The organism is Bradyrhizobium sp. UFLA05-89 (assembly GCF_059803475.1).
In genome coordinates this window covers 1-16327 of the sequence record NZ_JBANBA010000032.1, presented here as the reverse complement: position 1 = coordinate 16327, position 16327 = coordinate 1, and the positions used below count along the sequence as shown (strand labels likewise).

The 16327-nt window shown below is 65.0% G+C and carries 17 protein-coding genes; 8 read left to right on the top strand and 9 right to left on the bottom strand.

The features are described from left to right. Nucleotides 1-83: 83 nt before the first annotated feature. On the top strand, nucleotides 84-500 hold the full coding sequence (arfB, locus tag SO139_RS18530) for an alternative ribosome rescue aminoacyl-tRNA hydrolase ArfB (protein ID WP_449382808.1): 417 nt from the start codon (nucleotides 84-86) through the stop codon (nucleotides 498-500). 58 nt (nucleotides 501-558) lie between these two features. On the opposite strand, the gene SO139_RS18525 is transcribed toward arfB, so the two are convergent. Then, entirely contained in the window at nucleotides 559-864 is a 306-nt protein-coding gene (locus SO139_RS18525) for a hypothetical protein (RefSeq protein ID WP_449382807.1), read from the bottom strand. A gap of 310 nt (nucleotides 865-1174) precedes the next feature. Between SO139_RS18525 and SO139_RS18520 the strand changes: the two genes are divergently transcribed. Genes SO139_RS18520 through SO139_RS18505 form a run of 4 tightly spaced genes read left to right on the top strand, consistent with a single transcriptional unit; the run spans nucleotide 1175 to nucleotide 4133 of the window. After that, on the top strand, nucleotides 1175-1561 hold the full coding sequence (locus SO139_RS18520) for a c-type cytochrome (RefSeq protein WP_449382833.1): 387 nt from the start codon (nucleotides 1175-1177) through the stop codon (nucleotides 1559-1561). Beyond that, complete coding sequence (locus tag SO139_RS18515; RefSeq protein WP_449382806.1) at nucleotides 1561-1956, top strand: VOC family protein; 396 nt, start codon at nucleotides 1561-1563, stop codon at nucleotides 1954-1956. The genes SO139_RS18520 and SO139_RS18515 overlap by 1 nt, the downstream gene beginning before the upstream one ends. Nucleotides 1957-1984: 28 nt before the next feature. After that, on the top strand, nucleotides 1985-2533 hold the full coding sequence (locus SO139_RS18510; RefSeq protein WP_449382805.1) for a gluconate 2-dehydrogenase subunit 3 family protein: 549 nt from the start codon (nucleotides 1985-1987) through the stop codon (nucleotides 2531-2533). A gap of 31 nt (nucleotides 2534-2564) precedes the next feature. Beyond that, entirely contained in the window at nucleotides 2565-4133 is a 1569-nt protein-coding gene (locus SO139_RS18505) for a GMC family oxidoreductase (RefSeq protein ID WP_449382804.1), read from the top strand. 111 nt (nucleotides 4134-4244) lie between these two features. Here the strand turns inward: SO139_RS18505 and SO139_RS18500 are convergent, their stop codons facing one another. Beyond that, nucleotides 4245-4562, bottom strand: coding sequence for a ribbon-helix-helix domain-containing protein (locus tag SO139_RS18500; RefSeq protein ID WP_449382803.1), 318 nt, complete (start codon nucleotides 4560-4562; stop codon nucleotides 4245-4247). 239 nt (nucleotides 4563-4801) lie between these two features. Here SO139_RS18500 and mutL point away from each other — a divergent pair, with 239 nt between their 5' ends. After that, nucleotides 4802-6613 (top strand): DNA mismatch repair endonuclease MutL, encoded by a 1812-nt coding sequence (gene mutL / locus SO139_RS18495; RefSeq protein ID WP_474798301.1) that lies wholly within the window; start codon nucleotides 4802-4804, stop codon nucleotides 6611-6613. Between the two features lie 111 nt (nucleotides 6614-6724). Here the strand turns inward: mutL and rsmD are convergent, their stop codons facing one another. Together rsmD and SO139_RS18485 are read right to left on the bottom strand one after the other, a co-directional pair. After that, nucleotides 6725-7279 carry a 16S rRNA (guanine(966)-N(2))-methyltransferase RsmD gene (gene rsmD, locus SO139_RS18490; protein ID WP_449382801.1) on the bottom strand — a complete coding sequence of 185 codons (555 nt, stop codon included), beginning with the start codon at nucleotides 7277-7279 and terminating at the stop codon, nucleotides 6725-6727. Beyond that, nucleotides 7280-9220: a pseudouridine synthase gene (locus SO139_RS18485; protein WP_449382800.1), complete on the bottom strand. Its 1941-nt coding sequence runs from the start codon at nucleotides 9218-9220 to the stop codon at nucleotides 7280-7282. 120 nt (nucleotides 9221-9340) lie between these two features. Between SO139_RS18485 and SO139_RS18480 the strand changes: the two genes are divergently transcribed. Then, on the top strand, nucleotides 9341-9799 hold the full coding sequence (locus SO139_RS18480) for a nucleoside deaminase (RefSeq protein WP_449382799.1): 459 nt from the start codon (nucleotides 9341-9343) through the stop codon (nucleotides 9797-9799). Nucleotides 9800-9944: 145 nt separating this feature from the next. Here SO139_RS18480 and SO139_RS18475 read toward each other — a convergent pair whose 3' ends face one another. The 5 genes from SO139_RS18475 to SO139_RS18455 form a co-directional block, all read right to left on the bottom strand. Then, entirely contained in the window at nucleotides 9945-10847 is a 903-nt protein-coding gene (locus SO139_RS18475) for an alpha/beta fold hydrolase (protein WP_449382798.1), read from the bottom strand. Nucleotides 10848-10998: 151 nt separating this feature from the next. Further along, nucleotides 10999-12282 (bottom strand): phosphoribosylamine--glycine ligase, encoded by a 1284-nt coding sequence (gene purD, locus SO139_RS18470; protein WP_449382797.1) that lies wholly within the window; start codon nucleotides 12280-12282, stop codon nucleotides 10999-11001. 140 nt (nucleotides 12283-12422) lie between these two features. Next, nucleotides 12423-12722, bottom strand: a complete 300-nt coding sequence (locus tag SO139_RS18465) for a winged helix-turn-helix domain-containing protein (protein WP_449382796.1) — start codon at nucleotides 12720-12722, stop codon at nucleotides 12423-12425. A gap of 4 nt (nucleotides 12723-12726) precedes the next feature. Next, on the bottom strand, nucleotides 12727-13278 hold the full coding sequence (locus tag SO139_RS18460) for a hypothetical protein (protein WP_449382795.1): 552 nt from the start codon (nucleotides 13276-13278) through the stop codon (nucleotides 12727-12729). After that, on the bottom strand, nucleotides 13275-14285 hold the full coding sequence (locus tag SO139_RS18455; RefSeq protein ID WP_449382794.1) for an alpha/beta hydrolase: 1011 nt from the start codon (nucleotides 14283-14285) through the stop codon (nucleotides 13275-13277). Before SO139_RS18455 ends, SO139_RS18460 begins: the two co-directional genes overlap by 4 nt. A 139-nt stretch (nucleotides 14286-14424) precedes the next feature. Here SO139_RS18455 and xseA point away from each other — a divergent pair, with 139 nt between their 5' ends. Then, nucleotides 14425-16038 (top strand): exodeoxyribonuclease VII large subunit, encoded by a 1614-nt coding sequence (gene xseA / locus SO139_RS18450; protein ID WP_449382832.1) that lies wholly within the window; start codon nucleotides 14425-14427, stop codon nucleotides 16036-16038. Nucleotides 16039-16327 lie beyond the last annotated feature (289 nt).

Sequence of the window (16327 nt, the reverse complement as noted above, 5' to 3'; positions counted from 1 at the left end):
CCCCGGCCATTCGCATTTTCCATGATGCAGCATTGCCAAATGAGGGTGCCCGCGATAGGTCGAGGCATCACGAATGGTGCACCATGCTGCGGATTTCCCGCGATCTCGTCATCGACGAAGACGACATCGAGATCGGTTTCGTGCGCGCCTCCGGCCCGGGCGGGCAGAACGTCAACAAGGTCGCGACCTCGGCGCAGCTTCGCTTCGACACGCGCAAGCTGACCTTGCCGGAGGACGCTGCCCTGCGCCTTGCGCGCCTCGCCGGCCAGCGCATGACCAAGGACGGCGTCATCGTGATCCAGGCGCAGCGTTTTCGCACCCAGGAGCGCAACCGCCAGGATGCGATCGACCGCCTGCTCGAAATGCTCAAGGAAGCCATGGTGCGGCCGACGCCACGGCGCGCGACGCGGCCGACCTTTGCCTCCAAGCAGCGCCGGCTCGATGGCAAGAAGCGCCGCAGCAACATCAAGGCCGGCCGCGGCGGACGCTTCGACGATTGAGCGACAAAAAACCTCCGGGCGCAGAGCGACCGGAGGTTTGCTGCATGTCGTTCCGGCGTTAGTAGCGCTTGCCGCTGGCAGCAGTGCCCGAAGCGGAATCGTTGACCGTTCCCTTGCGCACTGCGCTGCCCGTGGTGCCGACCGTGCCCTTCGTTCCCTTGGTCGACTTCATGCCCGTTTGCTCGCCCGCGGCTCCCTGCTGTGCGCCGAGTTCTTCGTCCTCGCTGGCCGGCGCGGCGCCCTGCATAGGTTTGCTTTGCACGGTGCCCGTCTTGACGCCGGATGACGCACCTTGCGCGAAAACCGGCGCGGCAATGAGGGCCGAAAGAGCGCATGCGATCACAGAGGTCTTCACCAACTTCATCCATTTCTCCTGGATTTTTCGCGATGAACGATTCGGCTGCTCCCCGCGCCGCTCGCATGTGCCGGACCATTTCATCGCCTAGAGAGTTCGAACGGCGCGAACCGTCATGCAATCCGCGTCGTGTGGTCATCGTTTAGGGATTTCTGGGCGGTTTCGCGGAATTGTGTTCCTCATATGCGGCAGCGCGGAACACACGCAAACCGCGAGCATGTCCTCTTGCGACGAAACAGCCCGCTACTACCACTGCATGCTTGGCGCCGCCTAGAGTTTGCGCACGCTGACGTTGATGTGAATGGGCGGGTTCTTGGCGATGCGCGCAGTCGTGGTGGGGTTGTGCACCGCAGTGGTGCTGATGGTGCGGGTCGCCGATGCGCAAATGCCGTTGCCGGCTGCAAAGCCGCCGGATGGCGCAACGCTCTTCAAGCAGCAATGCGCGGTGTGCCACACGACGAACCTGTCGGAACCAATGCGGCAAGGCCCGCCACTGGTCAAGATCGTCGGACGACTGGCCGGCAAGGCTGAAGGGTTTCACTATTCGCAAGGGCTCGCGAAGGCGGACTTTGTGTGGGACGAGGCCCGGCTCGATGCCTGGCTGGCCAATCCGCAGGCCGTCATTCCCGGTGTCGTCATGGCCTATCGGCAGGCCAAGCCCGAGACGCGCGCCGCCATCATCGCTTATCTGAAGGAGCTGAACTGATGGCGAAGCCGGTTCATTCCATGATCCGCGTGATCGACGAGGCACGCTCGCTCGACTTCTACAAGCGCGCCTTCGGCCTCGAAATCGCCGACCATCTGAAATTTCCGGACTTCGCCCTGATCTATCTGCGTCATCCATCCTCACCTTTCGAGGTCGAGCTGACGGTCAATTTCGATCGCGAGGAGCCGTACGCGCTCGGCGATGGCTACGGACATCTCGCCGTGGTGGTCGAGGATCTCGACGCCGAACACGCTCGTTTCGAGCGCGAGAAGCTGGCACCCGGACCGCTGCGCGACTTCAAGCATGACGGCAAGACGCTGGCGCGCTTCTTCTTCGTCAGTGATCCCGATGGCTACAAGATCGAGGTGATCCAACGGGGCGGGCGTTTCAACTAATTAAAGCACAAAATCACGGAGGAATCCCATGAGAGAAGTCGATCGTCGAAGCAAGCATAGTCGCCGCGTCTTCCTTCAGGGCGCGGCAACGGCCGTTCCGGTCGTGGCCGCGGCGACCAGCGTCGGCGTGAGCATCGAAAACGCGTGGGCCGACGACGCCAGCGCGCTGGAGCCGGCGACGATGAAGACGCTGTTGAAGGTTGCGCGCGACATCTATCCGCACGACGTTCTCGGCGACAGCTACTACATCACAGCAATCAAGCCGTGGGACGGCAAGGCGGCCAAGGATCCCGCGGTCAAAGCCCTCATCAGCGACGGCATCGCCAGGCTCGATCAGAACGCGCGGGACCGCCATAAGGCACCCTATGCCGAGGTGCCCTGGGAAGCCGACCGCGTGGTGCTGCTGAAGGAGATCGAGCAGAGCGACTTCTTCCAGAAGGTGCGCGGCGATCTCATCGTGTCGCTCTACAACCAGAAAGAGGTCTGGCCGCGGTTCGGCTACGAGGGCTCATCCGCCGAACACGGCGGCTACATCAACCGCGGCTTTGCCGACATCGACTGGCTCTCGAAAGCTTAAGTCGCACCCCAACGGTTCAGGAGAAACGCATATGGCAAAATTCGATCTGAACGACAATGGCGTTGTGGTGATCGTCGGCTCCGGTGCCGGAGGCGGCACGCTGGGCAACGAGCTCGCGCAGAAGGGCGTCAAGGTCGTCATTCTCGAAGCCGGTCCGCGCATCGAGAATCAGGACTTCATCAACGACGAGTGGGACAGCTTTTCCCAGCTCGCCTGGTCGGACGCGCGCACCACGTCGGGGACCTGGCGCGTCGCCAAGGACTTCCCGAATCTTCCCGCCTGGATCGTCAAGGCAGTCGGCGGCTCCACGGTGCACTGGGCCGGCGCGTCGCTGCGCTTCGACGAGCACGAGTTCAGGGTGAAGAGCACCTACGGCAACATTCCCGGTGCGAACCTGCTCGACTGGCCGGTCACGCTCGCGGAGATGGAGCCGTGGTACGCCAAGGCCGAGGACAAGATGGGCGTAACCCGCACCAACGGCATTCCCGGACTTCCCGGCAATAACAATTTCAAGGTGCTCGAGGCCGGCGCCAAGAAGCTCGGCTACAAGACCGTGCACACCGGCAATATGGCGATCAACAGCCAGCCACGCGATGGCCGCGGATCGTGCCAGCAGATCGGCTTCTGCTTCCAGGGCTGCAAGTCCGGCGCGAAATGGTCGACGCTCTACACCGAGATCCCGAAGGGCGAGGCGACCGGCAATCTCGAGGTCCGGCCCAACAGCATGGCGATCAAGATCGAGCATGATGCGAGCGGCAAGGTGACCGGCGTCGTCTACGCCGACGAGACCGGCGCGATGCAGCGCCAGAAGGCCCGCATCGTTGCGGTCGCCGGCAATTCGATCGAAAGCCCGAGGCTGCTGCTCAACAGTGCCTCGAACACATTCACGGACGGCCTTGCCAACTCGAGCGGACAGGTCGGTCGCAATTACATGCGCCACATGACGGGCAGCGTCTATGCGGTGTTCGAGAAGTCGGTGCACATGTATCGCGGCACGACCATGGCCGGCATCATCCGCGACGAGGCGGCCAACAATCCGAAGCGCGGCTTCGTCGGAGGCTACGAGATGGAGACGCTGTCGATCGGCCTGCCCTTCATGGCGGCGTTCCTCAATCCCGGCGCCTGGGGGCGGCCGTTCACCGCTGCGCTCGACGGCTATCCGCGCATGGCCGGCATGTGGCTGGTCGGCGAGGACATGCCGCAGGAGACCAACCGCATCACGCTCGATCCGACCGTGAAGGACAAGTTCGGAATGTCGGTCGCAAGTGTGCATTTCGACGATCATCCCAACGATGTCGCGATGCGTGCCCACGCCTATAAGCAGGGTGCGGCGGTCTACGACGCCGTCGGCGCCACCGTGACCTATCCGACACCGCCCTATCCGAGCACCCACAATCTCGGCACCAACCGGATGAGCGAGAAGCCGCGGGATGGCGTGGTCAACAAGTTCGGTCAGACCCACGACGTCAAGAATCTGTTCGTCTCGGACGGCAGCCAGTTCACCAGCGGCGCGGCCTGCAACCCGACGCTGACCATCGTCGCGCTCGCGATCCGCCAGGCGGACTACATCGCCGGCGCGATGCAGAAGAAGGAAATCTGAGGTCCAATACTCGTCGTTCGGGACTCATACCGCCCGTCACTGATGGATTGCGCGGTATGGGTCCTGGCGCCACGACGACATCGAGAATGCGGTGACAGACGCGCTGAGCAGCTATTCAGCCGCATCGAGAATAGGCGCGACGGCACCCTTGAACTCCTGCACCTGGACGACGTTCTTGGAGCGGTAGATCAGGCAGGAACAGCGCAGCAGCGAGGCGAAATTGTTGACCTCGCCATGATGGTCGAGGACTTCGTTGTAGAGCGTCGTCAGGAACTTGCCGAGGCTCATGCTCTCCTTGGCCGCGATCTCCTCCAGCGTGTCCCAGAACGCCATTTCCAGCCGGATCGAGGTGCAATGCCCGCCGATCCTGAGCGAGCGGGTCTGGGACTCATAGTCGCGTTGGGGCTGATGCGCGAACAAATGGCACATGGCGTCCTCCCGTCCTGTTGCCGTTTTTTCACGATGCTACACCCGCACTCCACGGCTCACAATCAGGACCGACGGAGGGGACGGGCCCATTGCCGGCACGCGATTTTTTTCGAACGTCCAATGTCTTCAATGTGATAGACCGCCCTCTTCCCCAGCCCGCCACATAGGCGTTGCTCAACACATGCTTTTGACGCAACACGGCTTAAGATAGCGGTCCAAGCGAATCCAAGTCCGAGCCCATGCCCGTCCGTCAGCTTCCAGAGCAAGTCGTCAACCGCATCGCCGCCGGCGAGGTGGTCGAGCGTCCGGCTAGCGTGGTCAAGGAGCTCGTCGAGAACGCGATCGATGCCGGCGCGAGCCGCATCGACGTCTTCACCGATGGCGGCGGGCGGCGGCGGATCGGCATCACCGACGACGGCAGCGGCATGACGGCGAGGGACTTGTCGCTCGCAATCGAACGCCACGCCACCTCGAAGCTCGACGACGAGGACCTCCTGCAAATCCGCACGCTCGGGTTCCGCGGCGAGGCGCTGCCCTCGATCGGCTCGGTTGCGCGGCTCTCCATCACCACGCGCCACGCCAGTGAGCCCCATGCCTGGGCGCTGTCAGTCGAAGGCGGCGAGAAGTCCGAGATCATGCCGGCAGCGCTTGCACACGGCACGCGCGTCGAGGTCAACGATCTCTTCTATGCCACGCCGGCGCGGCTGAAATTTCTGAAGACCGACCGCACCGAGGCGGAGGCGATCCGCGAGGTGGTGCGGCGGCTGGCGATGGCGCGGCCCGACGTCGCCTTCACGCTCGCAGGCGAGGAGCGCGCGCCGGTCACCTGGGCCGCTGCCCTGCCCGGCGCTGCCGGCCGGCTGACGCGGCTTGGCGATATTTTGGGAGCGGAATTCCGCAGCCACGCGATCGAGGTTCATGCCGAACGCGACGGCGTCGTCGTCGCAGGTTACGCGGCAGCCCCCGCGCTGACAAAGGCGAATGCGCTCGGGCAATATCTCTTCGTCAACGGCCGCCCGGTGCGCGACAAGCTGATCTTAGGGGCGGTGCGCGCGGCCTATTCCGACTATCTGCCGCGCGACCGCCATCCGGTGCTGGCGCTGTTCGTCACGCTCGAGCCGCGCGAGGTCGATGCCAACGTGCATCCGGCCAAGACCGAAGTGCGCTTCCGCAATGCCGGGCTCGTGCGCGCGCTGATCGTGCATGGATTGAAGGAAGGTCTTGCGCGCGAGGGACGACGCACCGCCGCCAACAGCGGCGGCAGCGCGCTGTCGTCATTCCGCCCCGCGTTCACGCCGCGCCGCGGCAATTGGGACTGGCGGCAGTCGCCATCCGCTCCGACGGCACCGCTGCCGTCCTTCGAGGGCAGCGCTGCGCCCGCTTTCGCGGAGCGTCTGCAGGCCGCCTTCGACGTCGGCGCGCCGACCGCCGATGTGCGAATCGAGACGCAGCCCGCCGGCGATCTCATTGATCGCCCGCTCGGCGCTGCGCGCACGCAGATCCACGAAACCTACATCGTGTCGCAGACCCGCGACGGCCTCATCATCGTCGACCAGCATGCTGCCCATGAGCGCATCGTCTATGAACGGTTGAAGGCATCGCTGGCGAGGAACGGCGTGCAGCGGCAGATTCTCTTGATCCCCGAGATCGTCGAGATGGACGAGGCGACGGTGGAACGGCTGCTTGCGCGCAGCGACGAACTGGGTTCGTTCGGTCTCGCAATCGAATCCTTCGGCCCCGGCGCCGTCGCGGTGCGGGAGACGCCGTCGCTGCTCGGCAAGACCGATGCAGGTGGCCTGTTGCGTGATCTGTCCGAGCACATGGCCGAGTGGGACGAGGCGCTGCCGCTGGAGCGCCGCCTCATGCACGTCGCCGCCACCATGGCCTGCCACGGCTCGGTGCGCGCCGGCCGCAGGCTCAAGCCAGAGGAAATGAACGCATTGCTCCGCGAGATGGAGGAGACACCAAACTCTGGCCAGTGCAATCACGGCCGGCCGACATATGTCGAGCTGAAGCTCGCCGATGTCGAGAAGCTGTTCGGGCGAAGGTGATCCCGATGTCGTAGGGTGGGCAAAGGCGCAGCGCGCCGTGCCCACCATCTTTCCATGATAGCGATAGAAGCGGTGGGCACGCTTCGCTTTGTTCACCCTACGACAGCGAAGCTATGGCCGCTTCAAAAACACGAACTCCGTGTCATCGTAAGCGCGCCGCTCGAGCTCCTCGAAGCCTTCAGGCGCGGCGAATTGCGCGGCCTTCGCTTCTTCAACGACGAGGACAGCGTCCGCCGTCAGCCAGCCGCCATCACGCAATGAGGCAATCGCCTTCTCAGCCAGCCCCTTGCCATAGGGTGGATCGAGAAACACCAGCGAGAACGGCTCGACCGGATGCGCAGGTCCAAGGTCCGTCGCGTCGCGACGATAGACCTTCGTCACGCCGCCGAGGCCCAGCGCCTCGACATTGTTGCGCAGCAGCGCGCGCGCCTCAGCGCCGTTGTCGACGAACAGCGTAAATTTCGCGCCGCGCGAGGCCGCCTCGATGCCGAGCGCGCCGGTGCCGGCGAAAAGATCGAGCACGCGCGCGCCTTCAATCGGATCGTCGTAGGCGTGCACGAGGATGTTGAATACGGACTCGCGCAAACGATCCGCCGTGGGACGGATGTCGCGCGAGGACGGCGAGGCGAGATTGCGCCCCTTCAATCGTCCGCCGACGACGCGCATTTACTCGTCTTTCGGCCTGAGATCACGCTTGCCGTGATAGCCGCGCTTGGGACGGCGCGGCGGGCCATAGCCGCCTGCTTCCATCTCGTTGCGCTCGCGTGCCTCCTCGCTGCCGGTGCGCTGCACCAGCACACGGCGGCCCTTGCGGTCGTTGATCACGGCGCGCTTCGTCGGCTTCTTCTCGCGTGGAGCATCGTCGTCGCGAGAGGCGGAATTCGAGGGCACGTCGAACTGCGCACCCGACCTCTCGATCACCTTGTCGCCAAGCTGCTCGCGCAGCACGCGCGACTTGATCTCGTCGACCTGGCCTTCGGGGATCTCGCCGAGCTGGAACGGACCATAGGACACGCGGATCAGCCGGTTCACCTCGAGCCCGAGATGGGCGCAGACGTTGCGGACCTCGCGGTTCTTGCCTTCGCGGATTGCGAACACCAGCCAGACATTGGCGCCCTGATCGCGCTCGAGCGTCGCGTCGATCGGGCCGTATTTGACGCCCTCGACCTCGATGCCGTTCTTCAAGGCGTCGAGCTGGGCCTGCGTGATCTCGCCATGGGCGCGCACGCGGTAGCGGCGCAGCCAGCCGGTGTCGGGCAATTCCAGCGTGCGCGCGAGGCCGCCATCGTTGGTGAGCAGCAACAGTCCTTCGGTGTTGAAGTCGAGCCGGCCGACGCTGATCAGCCTTGGCAGGCCTTCCGGCAGGTTGTCGAACACGGTCGGACGCCCCTCGGGGTCGTCATGCGTCGTCATCAGCCCGCGCGGCTTGTGATAGAGGAACAGCCGCGTGCGCTCGCGCGGCGGCAACGGCTTGCCGTCGACGGCAACGACGTCATTCTGCGTAACGTCGAGCGCCGGCGAGTTGATGACGCGTCCGTTGACGGTGACGCGGCCCTGCGTAACCATTTCCTCGGCATCGCGCCGCGAGGCCAGGCCAGCGCGGGCCAGCACCTTGGCGATGCGCTCGCCGGCCTTCTTGGGCTTGGGTTCTTCCTCACGACGGGGCCGCCGATCGAAATCACGATCGCGCTCGCGATAGGCGCCGCGGCCCCCGAAGGCGGGACGCCTGGTGAATATCTGACTGTCGTCCTCATTGTCGCGGCGCGGCCGATCGCGGAAGCGGCCTTCGCTGCGCGGATGCTCTTGCCAGTCCATGCGGCCCTCCGGCCGCTTGTCGCGCGGCCGGCCGAACTTCGGACGGTCGTCGCCAAAGCGTTCCTCGCGCGAGCGCTGGAAACGCGGACGATCTTCGCCACGGCCACCCTCTCGCCGGTCGTCGCGCTGACGCCACGGCTTTTCGTCGCCGCGATCACGGTCGCCAAAATCCTTGCCGAATGACTTGCGTGGACGATCGCCGCGCGGCCCGCCGTCGCGCTTCTGCCACGGCTTCGAATCGCCGCGGTCGTCACGATCCCGCGGCCGGTCATCGAAGCTGCGCTTGCGATCGCCGAAGTCGCGCTTGCGCTCCTTTCCTTCGAAGTCACGATCGCGGCCAAAGTCCTTGCGTGGCCGGTCGGAGCCGCCGCGCGAAAACTTCCTGTCGTCGAACCGCCGCTCGGACCGCTCGCCGCGCGGCGCGCGCTCGTCAGAAGCGAACTGCGGACGGTCCCCGCGCGGCTTGAACGGGCGGTCGCCATTTGACTTGAACGGGCGTTCGCCCTTTGGCTTGAAGCTGCGCTCGCCGCGGTCCTCGCGACCGCGGTCGTCGCGCTTGAAGCGCGGCCGGTCGCCATAGTCGCGACGCGGTGCATCACCATCCTCGCGGCGGCGGAACGGGCGGCTGTCGCGGTCGCCGCGAGACGGGCGCTCATCGCGATCGCCCTTGCCGGCAAAGCCGCGCTTGGCGAACTTCTTCTCGGGGCCGCGCGGCTTGCCGGTGCGGCCCTTGGACGGGCCTCGTTCACGCCGGCCGCGGGAATCGTTGTCTTTGTCGCTGTCGCGAGGCATGAATAATCTCACTTAGGGGGTGGCGCGATGAGCATTATGCGCGCTCGTTCGGAGCCGCATGCTCAGGCAAAATCGGTATCCACTCTTGCTGAAGGCGGAGCTAGTAGCAGGTTTCTGGCGATGATACGAGGCATGAAAGCCCCTTCTTTCATGGATTTGGCGCTCAAAACGGCCGAAAATGCCGGAAAATCGGGCGAAGTTCCGATAGGATGCGTCGTGGTGCGCAATTACGAGGTCATCGCGACCGCCGCCAACAGAACGCTGACCGATCATGACCCCACGGCCCATGCCGAGATCATCGCGCTGCGCGAAGCTGCCAGGAAGATCGGCAGCGAGCGGCTGGTCGATTGCGACCTCTACGTGACGCTCGAACCCTGCACCATGTGTGCGGGCGCGATCTCCTTTGCAAGGGTCAGGCGGCTCTATTACGGCGCGGCCGACCCCAAGGGCGGCGCGGTCGAGTCGGGGGTGCGGTTCTTCGCCGCCCCGACCTGCCATCACACGCCCGAAGTCTACTCCGCGGTCGGCGAGAGCGAGGCCGCGCGGCTCCTGCGCGAGTTCTTTCGCGAGCGGCGGTAACTTGCCACGCACACCGCCGTCATTCCCCGCGAAAGCGGGGAATCCAGTACGCCGCGACCTGTCGATTGAACTACAGCCGTCTCGGCGTACTGGATCGCCCGGTCAAGCCGGGCGATGACAGTTGAATTTGTGGTGACAGTGTGGGTCAAGCCGAGAAAAACTCGCGCAGCGCCTTCGCGGTCACGTCGGGATTTTCCTCCGTGAGAAAGTGCCCGGAATCCACCGGCATGCTCTGAACATTCGTCGCCCATTGCTTCCAGGTGTCGAGCGGCGTGGCGGCGGCCTGGGCGACACCGGCGTTGCCCCAGAGCGCGAGCATCGGGATCGTGATCTTCTTGCCGGCCGCAACATCCACCTTGTCGAGCTCGTAGTCGAAATAGGCGCCGGCGCGATAGTCCTCGCACATCGCATGGATGCGGGCGGGGTCGCGGAACGGGGCGAGATAATGCTCGAGCGCGCGCCTGTCGATCGCGTCCAGCGTCTTCGATTTGGTCTGGCTCGCCATCTTGAAGCGCAGGAAGAACTCGCCATTGCTCGCAATCAGCGTCTCCGGCAGCGGTGCGGGCTGCGCCAGGAAGGTCCAGTGATAGATCTTCAGCGCATACTGCCGGTTCATCCGCTCCCAGTAATCATAGGTCGGCAGGATATCGAGCACGGCGAGCCGCGACAGCCGGCCGGGATGATCGAGCGCGAGGCGATAGGACACGCGCCCGCCGCGGTCGTGACCGGCGAGCGCGAAATGCACGTGGCCGAGCTGCTCCATAGCCTCGACCATGCTCTTCGCCATCGCGCGCTTGCTGTAGGGCGTATGCTGCGCATCGCTGTCCGGCATGTCCGACCAGCCATAGCCCGGCAGGTCGGCGATGATCAGCGTGAAGCGGTCGGCAAGCTCAGGCGCCACGCGGTGCCACATCACGTGGGTCTCGGAGAATCCGTGCAGCAGCAGCAGCGGCGGCCCCTTGCCGCCGACGCGGGCGAAGATGCGGCCCGAAGAGGTGTTGATCCATTCGGAGGCAAAGCCCGGGTAGAGGTCGGCGAAATCGGACATGAGTTCCATCCCCTCGAATGCCTTGTCCGGCCACCTTTAGCGAGCGGCCACGGTGCCCCCATCCCAAAACGTCGAAAACAACCCCATGCAAAGTAGCACGGCGATCGCCCGCAAGCGCGCTTCCGATGCGCGCTTTCCGGAAAAACGTCAGTTAGATCTTGGCCTTCTCCGCCTCTACTGCCTGCCAGCCGATGTCACGGCGGCAAAAGCCGTCCGGCCAGCGGATGCGGTCGACCGCCTGGTAGGCGCGCGCCTGCGCCTCGGTGACAGTCTTGCCGAGCGCGCAGACATTGAGCACACGGCCGCCATTGGCGAGGATCGCGTCGTCCTTCGCCACCGTGCCAGCATGGAAGATCTCGACCGTGTCGACCTTGGCGGCCTCGTCGAGCCCCTCGATGCGCGTGCCTTTCTGATAGTCGCCGGGATAGCCCTTCGCCGCCATCACGACGGTGAGCGCCGATTCCGGATACCAGCGCAGATCAAAATTCCTGAGTTGCCCGTCGCAGGAGGCGAGCAGCGCCGGCACGAGGTCCGACATCATGCGCAGCATCAGCACCTGACACTCGGGATCGCCGAAGCGGACATTGAACTCGAACAGCTTTGGGCCCTGGGTCGTCAGCATGATCCCTGCATAGAGCACGCCGCGGAACGGTGTGCCGCGCTGCTTCATGCCTGCGACCGTCGGCAGGATGATTTTGGCCATGATGGCGTCGTGGATCGCCGGCGTGACCAGCGGCGTCGGCGAATAGGCGCCCATGCCACCGGTGTTCGGGCCGACGTCGTGGTCGAACACGCGCTTGTGGTCCTGGGCAGAGGCGAGCGGAATGGCGGTCTCGCCGTCGCACAGCGCAAAGAAGCTGATCTCGCGGCCCGGGAGGAATTCCTCGATCACCACCTCGGTGCCGGCCTCGCCAAAGGCACCGTCGAACATCATGGCGATGGCGTCCTCGGCTTCGCGGATGGTCTTGGCGACCACGACGCCCTTGCCGGCGGCAAGGCCATCGGCCTTGACCACGATCGGCGCGCCCTGGCTATGAATGTAGGCGAGCGCCTCCCTGGCATTGGTGAAGCGCTTGTAGGCGCCGGTCGGAATGCCGAACTCGGAGCAGAGCGCCTTGGTGAAACCCTTGGAGCTTTCGAGCTGGGCGGCCGCCTTGCTCGGTCCGAACGCCTTGATACCGGCTGTCGTCAGGTCATCGACGATGCCAGCCGCGAGCGGTGTCTCCGGACCAGCCACGACGAGCTCGACAGCGTTGGTCTTGCAGAAGCTGATCACGGCGGCATGGTCGGCGATATCGAGCGCGACGCATTCAGCCTCGCGCGCGATACCGGCATTGCCCGGTGCGCACCAGAATTTGGTGACCAGAGGAGACGCCGCGATCTTCCATGCGAGGGCATGTTCGCGGCCGCCGGAACCGAGCAGGAGAATGTGCATGCAAGTCTCAAAACGGGGGTGTGCTGGCCGCGTCGGTCGCACGAATCCGCGCTGGCCTCAAGGGGGTCGTTCCAACACCGCCGTCATTCCGGGGCGTCGCGAAGCGACGAACCCGAAATGACGATGAAGAGGGCTCGCAGCTAGCCCTGCTTCCCCGCAATGATCTCCTGCAACGTCGCCACATGCCGCGCGAAGGCGCCGCGGCCAGCAGCGGTGGCGGTGACGGTGGTCTGCGGCTTTTTGCCGACAAACGCCTTCTCCACCGAGACGTAGCCGGCCTTGGCCAGCGTCTCGATATGCGCGCCCAAATTACCGTCGGTGGCGCCGGTCAGCTTCTTGAGCCGGGAGAATTCGAGACCCGACGTCCCCGGCAGCGCGTTCAGCGCCGCCATGATCTTGAGCCGCAGCGGCTGGTGGATGATGTCGTCGAGCTCGGCCATGGCACTAGCTCCGCCGCATCCAGAGGCCGCCGAGGATGAGGCCACCACCATTGACGAAGGCCATCCACAGCGGAAAGGCCTCGCCGATGTAGAAATAGCCGATCAGCGTCAGCGCGGTGATACCGAGTCCGATCGCGACGAAGGCGTTGCCGAACCAGAGGCCCGCCAGCGCGTAGAACAGCATAAAGTAGATAGTCCAGAACGCGCCCTGTTGGCGTGGCGTGAAGTGCCCGAGCACCAGCGCGCAAAAATAGCCGAACGCGATGAGCAGCAGGAAGGCAACGAACGTCCTGACATCGAAGCTGCGGACGCCTGTCCTGGCGCGGTTGGAGGCACTGACGGCAAACGATCCGGCGATGCCGAAAACATAGACTGCGAACCAGATGTAATAGCCCTGACGCGGCCAGAGGTAGGTTGCGACGTTCGCCGCGAAGACAAGCCCACCCCAGAGGACCATCATCAGGCTGGCGAGATCGTAGATCCGTGACTGCCGCAGGCGCTGGACGATGTCGTCGATCTCGGCCAGCGCTTCGGAGGCCTGCTTGCTGTCGATCATGACTGTCCCGCTCCACGCGTCGCCACGTCGTCCGCGATCGCCGAGACCGCCTTCGGATTGGTGACGATGCCCATGTGGTTGATGCCTTCGAGGACCTTGACGTCGATGGACGACTTGATCGCCTGCACGGTGCCTGCATAATTGTCCGAGATCATCATCTCGTCCTCGGCGCCGCCGAAGATCGTCATTGGGCGCGTCACATTGGGCAGGTCGATGCGATAGCCGCGCGTGGCGAAGTTGCGCATGAGGCGGTCAGAATAGGTGGAGACCAGGATCTTCTCGTAATTCGGCGGCACGGCGAAGGCGAGCACCGGAAGCCCTGAACAGCAATCGATGCCTAACTTGCGGAGTGCGGCGAGGCCGAAGAGGCGCGGGATGTCGGCATTGGCCCAGCCACCGGAATGCGGCTTGTTGGTCGGCGCGTCGTAACCGAGATAAGGCGCGAGCAGCACGGTGCGCACGAACATGTCCTGCATGATGGGCGTCGCGGCGACGCGCAGCGAGAAGCCGCCGCCGGCGGAATGGCCGATCAGGGTCAGCGGCAAGTCCGGCGCGCTCTTGCGGACATGCGCGACGAAATCGACGAGATCGTCCTCGAGCTGGCCGACATGGCCGATATCGCCATGCGTGCCCGAGCCACCGTGGCCGCGCATATCGAGCGCCCAGGTCTCGACCCCGCGCGCGGCAAGCGCCGCCGTCAGCGCGTGATTGACCGTGCCTGATGAGCCCGAGGAGCCGTGAATGAAGACCGCGCCGCGGCCGGTCGCCTGCCCCTTCGGGACGTAATGCCGGTAGCCCAGCCAGGTGCCGTCGCGAGCCTGGAAGCGTTCAAGTGCCGGCATCGTGGACCAGTCAATACCCTTGGCAGAGTCCGACACTGAGCGCATTTCAGGCGGGCGCTCCAGGGGGTTCGCGATCATCGCGGTCAGCAGCAGCGCGACGACGCCAACCCCACACAGGCCCCACTTCAACAGGCTCAAAGCACCTCGCAGCAACCGGATCGCCATGGCTCAAACTCCCGTTGGCTCTATCACCAATAGAGAACTCTATATTACAGAGTACTCTTTCGATCAAGTCTCCGATTGGCGCTTCCGGGCGAAAATCCCTAGTTTGAGTTTCGATCCCCAAATGCCGAATCGTTTGCCGATGCCGCCAGCGGAACCCTTGCTCAACACGCCCGAATTCACCGTCTCCGAGCTCTCTTTGTCCCTGAAGCGGACTGTGGAGGACACCTATGGCCATGTTCGCGTCCGCGGCGAGATCTCCGGTTTTCGCGGCGCGCACTCCTCCGGGCACTGCTACTTCGCACTCAAGGACGAGAGCGCCAAGATCGAGGCTGTGATCTGGAAGGGCGTCCATGGCCGGATGCGCTTCAAGCCGCAGGAGGGGCTCGAGGTCATTGCGACCGGCAAGCTCACCACCTATCCGGGCTCCTCAAAATACCAGATCGTGATCGAGGCTCTGGAGCCGGCCGGCATCGGCGCGCTGATGGCGCTGATGGAGGAGCGCAAGAAGAAGCTTGCCGCCGAGGGCCTGTTCGACGAGGCGCGCAAGCAGCTGCTGCCCTGGCTGCCCGAGGTGATCGGCGTCGTGACATCGCCGACCGGCGCCGTCATCCGCGACATCCTGCATCGCCTGGAGGACCGCTTTCCCCGCCGCGTGCTGGTGTGGCCGGTGAAGGTGCAGGGCGAAGGCTCGGCCGAGCAGATCGCGGCTGCGATCCGCGGCTTCAACGCGCTGCCGGAAGGCGGCAAGATTCCGCGGCCCGACGTGCTGATCGTCGCGCGCGGCGGCGGCTCGCTGGAGGATCTCTGGTCGTTCAACGAGGAGATCGTGGTGCGCGCCGCCGCCGAGAGCATGATCCCGCTGATCTCGGCGGTCGGCCACGAGACCGACATCACGCTGATCGATTTCGCCGCCGATAAGCGCGCACCGACGCCGACGGCGGCAGCCGAGATGGCGGTGCCGGTGCGCAGCGATCTGTTCGTCGAGGTCGCCGATCTCGCGCGCCGCACCCGCGCCTGCTGGCAACGCGGCCAGGAGAGCCGCCGCAATGAGTTGCGTGCCGCAGCACGCGCCCTACCGGCGGCGAGTGATCTTCTGGCGATCCCGCGGCAGCGGCTGGATTCCGCGGGCGCCGCCCTGCCCCGCGGGCTCAAGGCCAATACGCATGCGCATTTCCGCCGTTTCGCCGCGAGCAGTGCGCGCCTGACGCTGCGGGTGCTGCACGGGCAGATCGCGCAGGCCGATCATCGGCTCACGGTGTGCGGCGAACGGCTCGGCCTCTCCGCGCGCTCGCTGCTCCGGCAGCGGCGCGACCGCTTTGCCGGGCTCGAGGTTCGCTTGCGCGCCTCCAAGCTCTCCAACGCGCAGGCGCAGCGCAATGCGATCGCCCGGCAGCGCGAGCGCACCCACCGCCTGTCCGAACGTGCAAGCCGTGCACTGACGACGCTGTTGCAGCGGCTCGATGCGCGCGTGGAGAACAGCGGGAAACTGCTCTCCGCGCTGTCCTATCGCGGCGTGCTCGCGCGCGGCTTTGCGCTGGTGCGCGATGAGGCCGGACATCCCGTGCATGCCGCCGATGCGATCGGGCCGGGTGCTCGCGTCGAGATCGAGTTCGCGGATGGACGCGTGGGCGCGACCGCGGATGCGGACCGGCCGGCGCCTGAGGCGCGCACGCAGCCCAAGGCGGCACCACGCGAGGCGAAGCCGGCGCCAAAGCGCGTGGCGAAGCCGGTGGATCAGGGCAGTTTGTTTTAGAGTTGCAGGCGGAGCTTCCGCACGCTCAGCTGTCATTCCCCGCGAAAGCGGGGAATCCAGTACGCCGCGGCCTCTCCGTATTCGTCACCGTCTCTGGAATACTGGATCGCCCGGTCGAGCCGGGCGATGACGCCGAGAATGTGGAGCGCACTTGCCCCAAGCCCGTCATTGCGAGCGCAGCGAAGCAATCCAGGGTCTTTCCGCGGTGACAATCTGGATTGCTCACATGGGGAGTTGGTGTGTCAAGGTGGTTGGTCAGCTCTTTGTTCGATTGCAGGCCAGCTCTTCG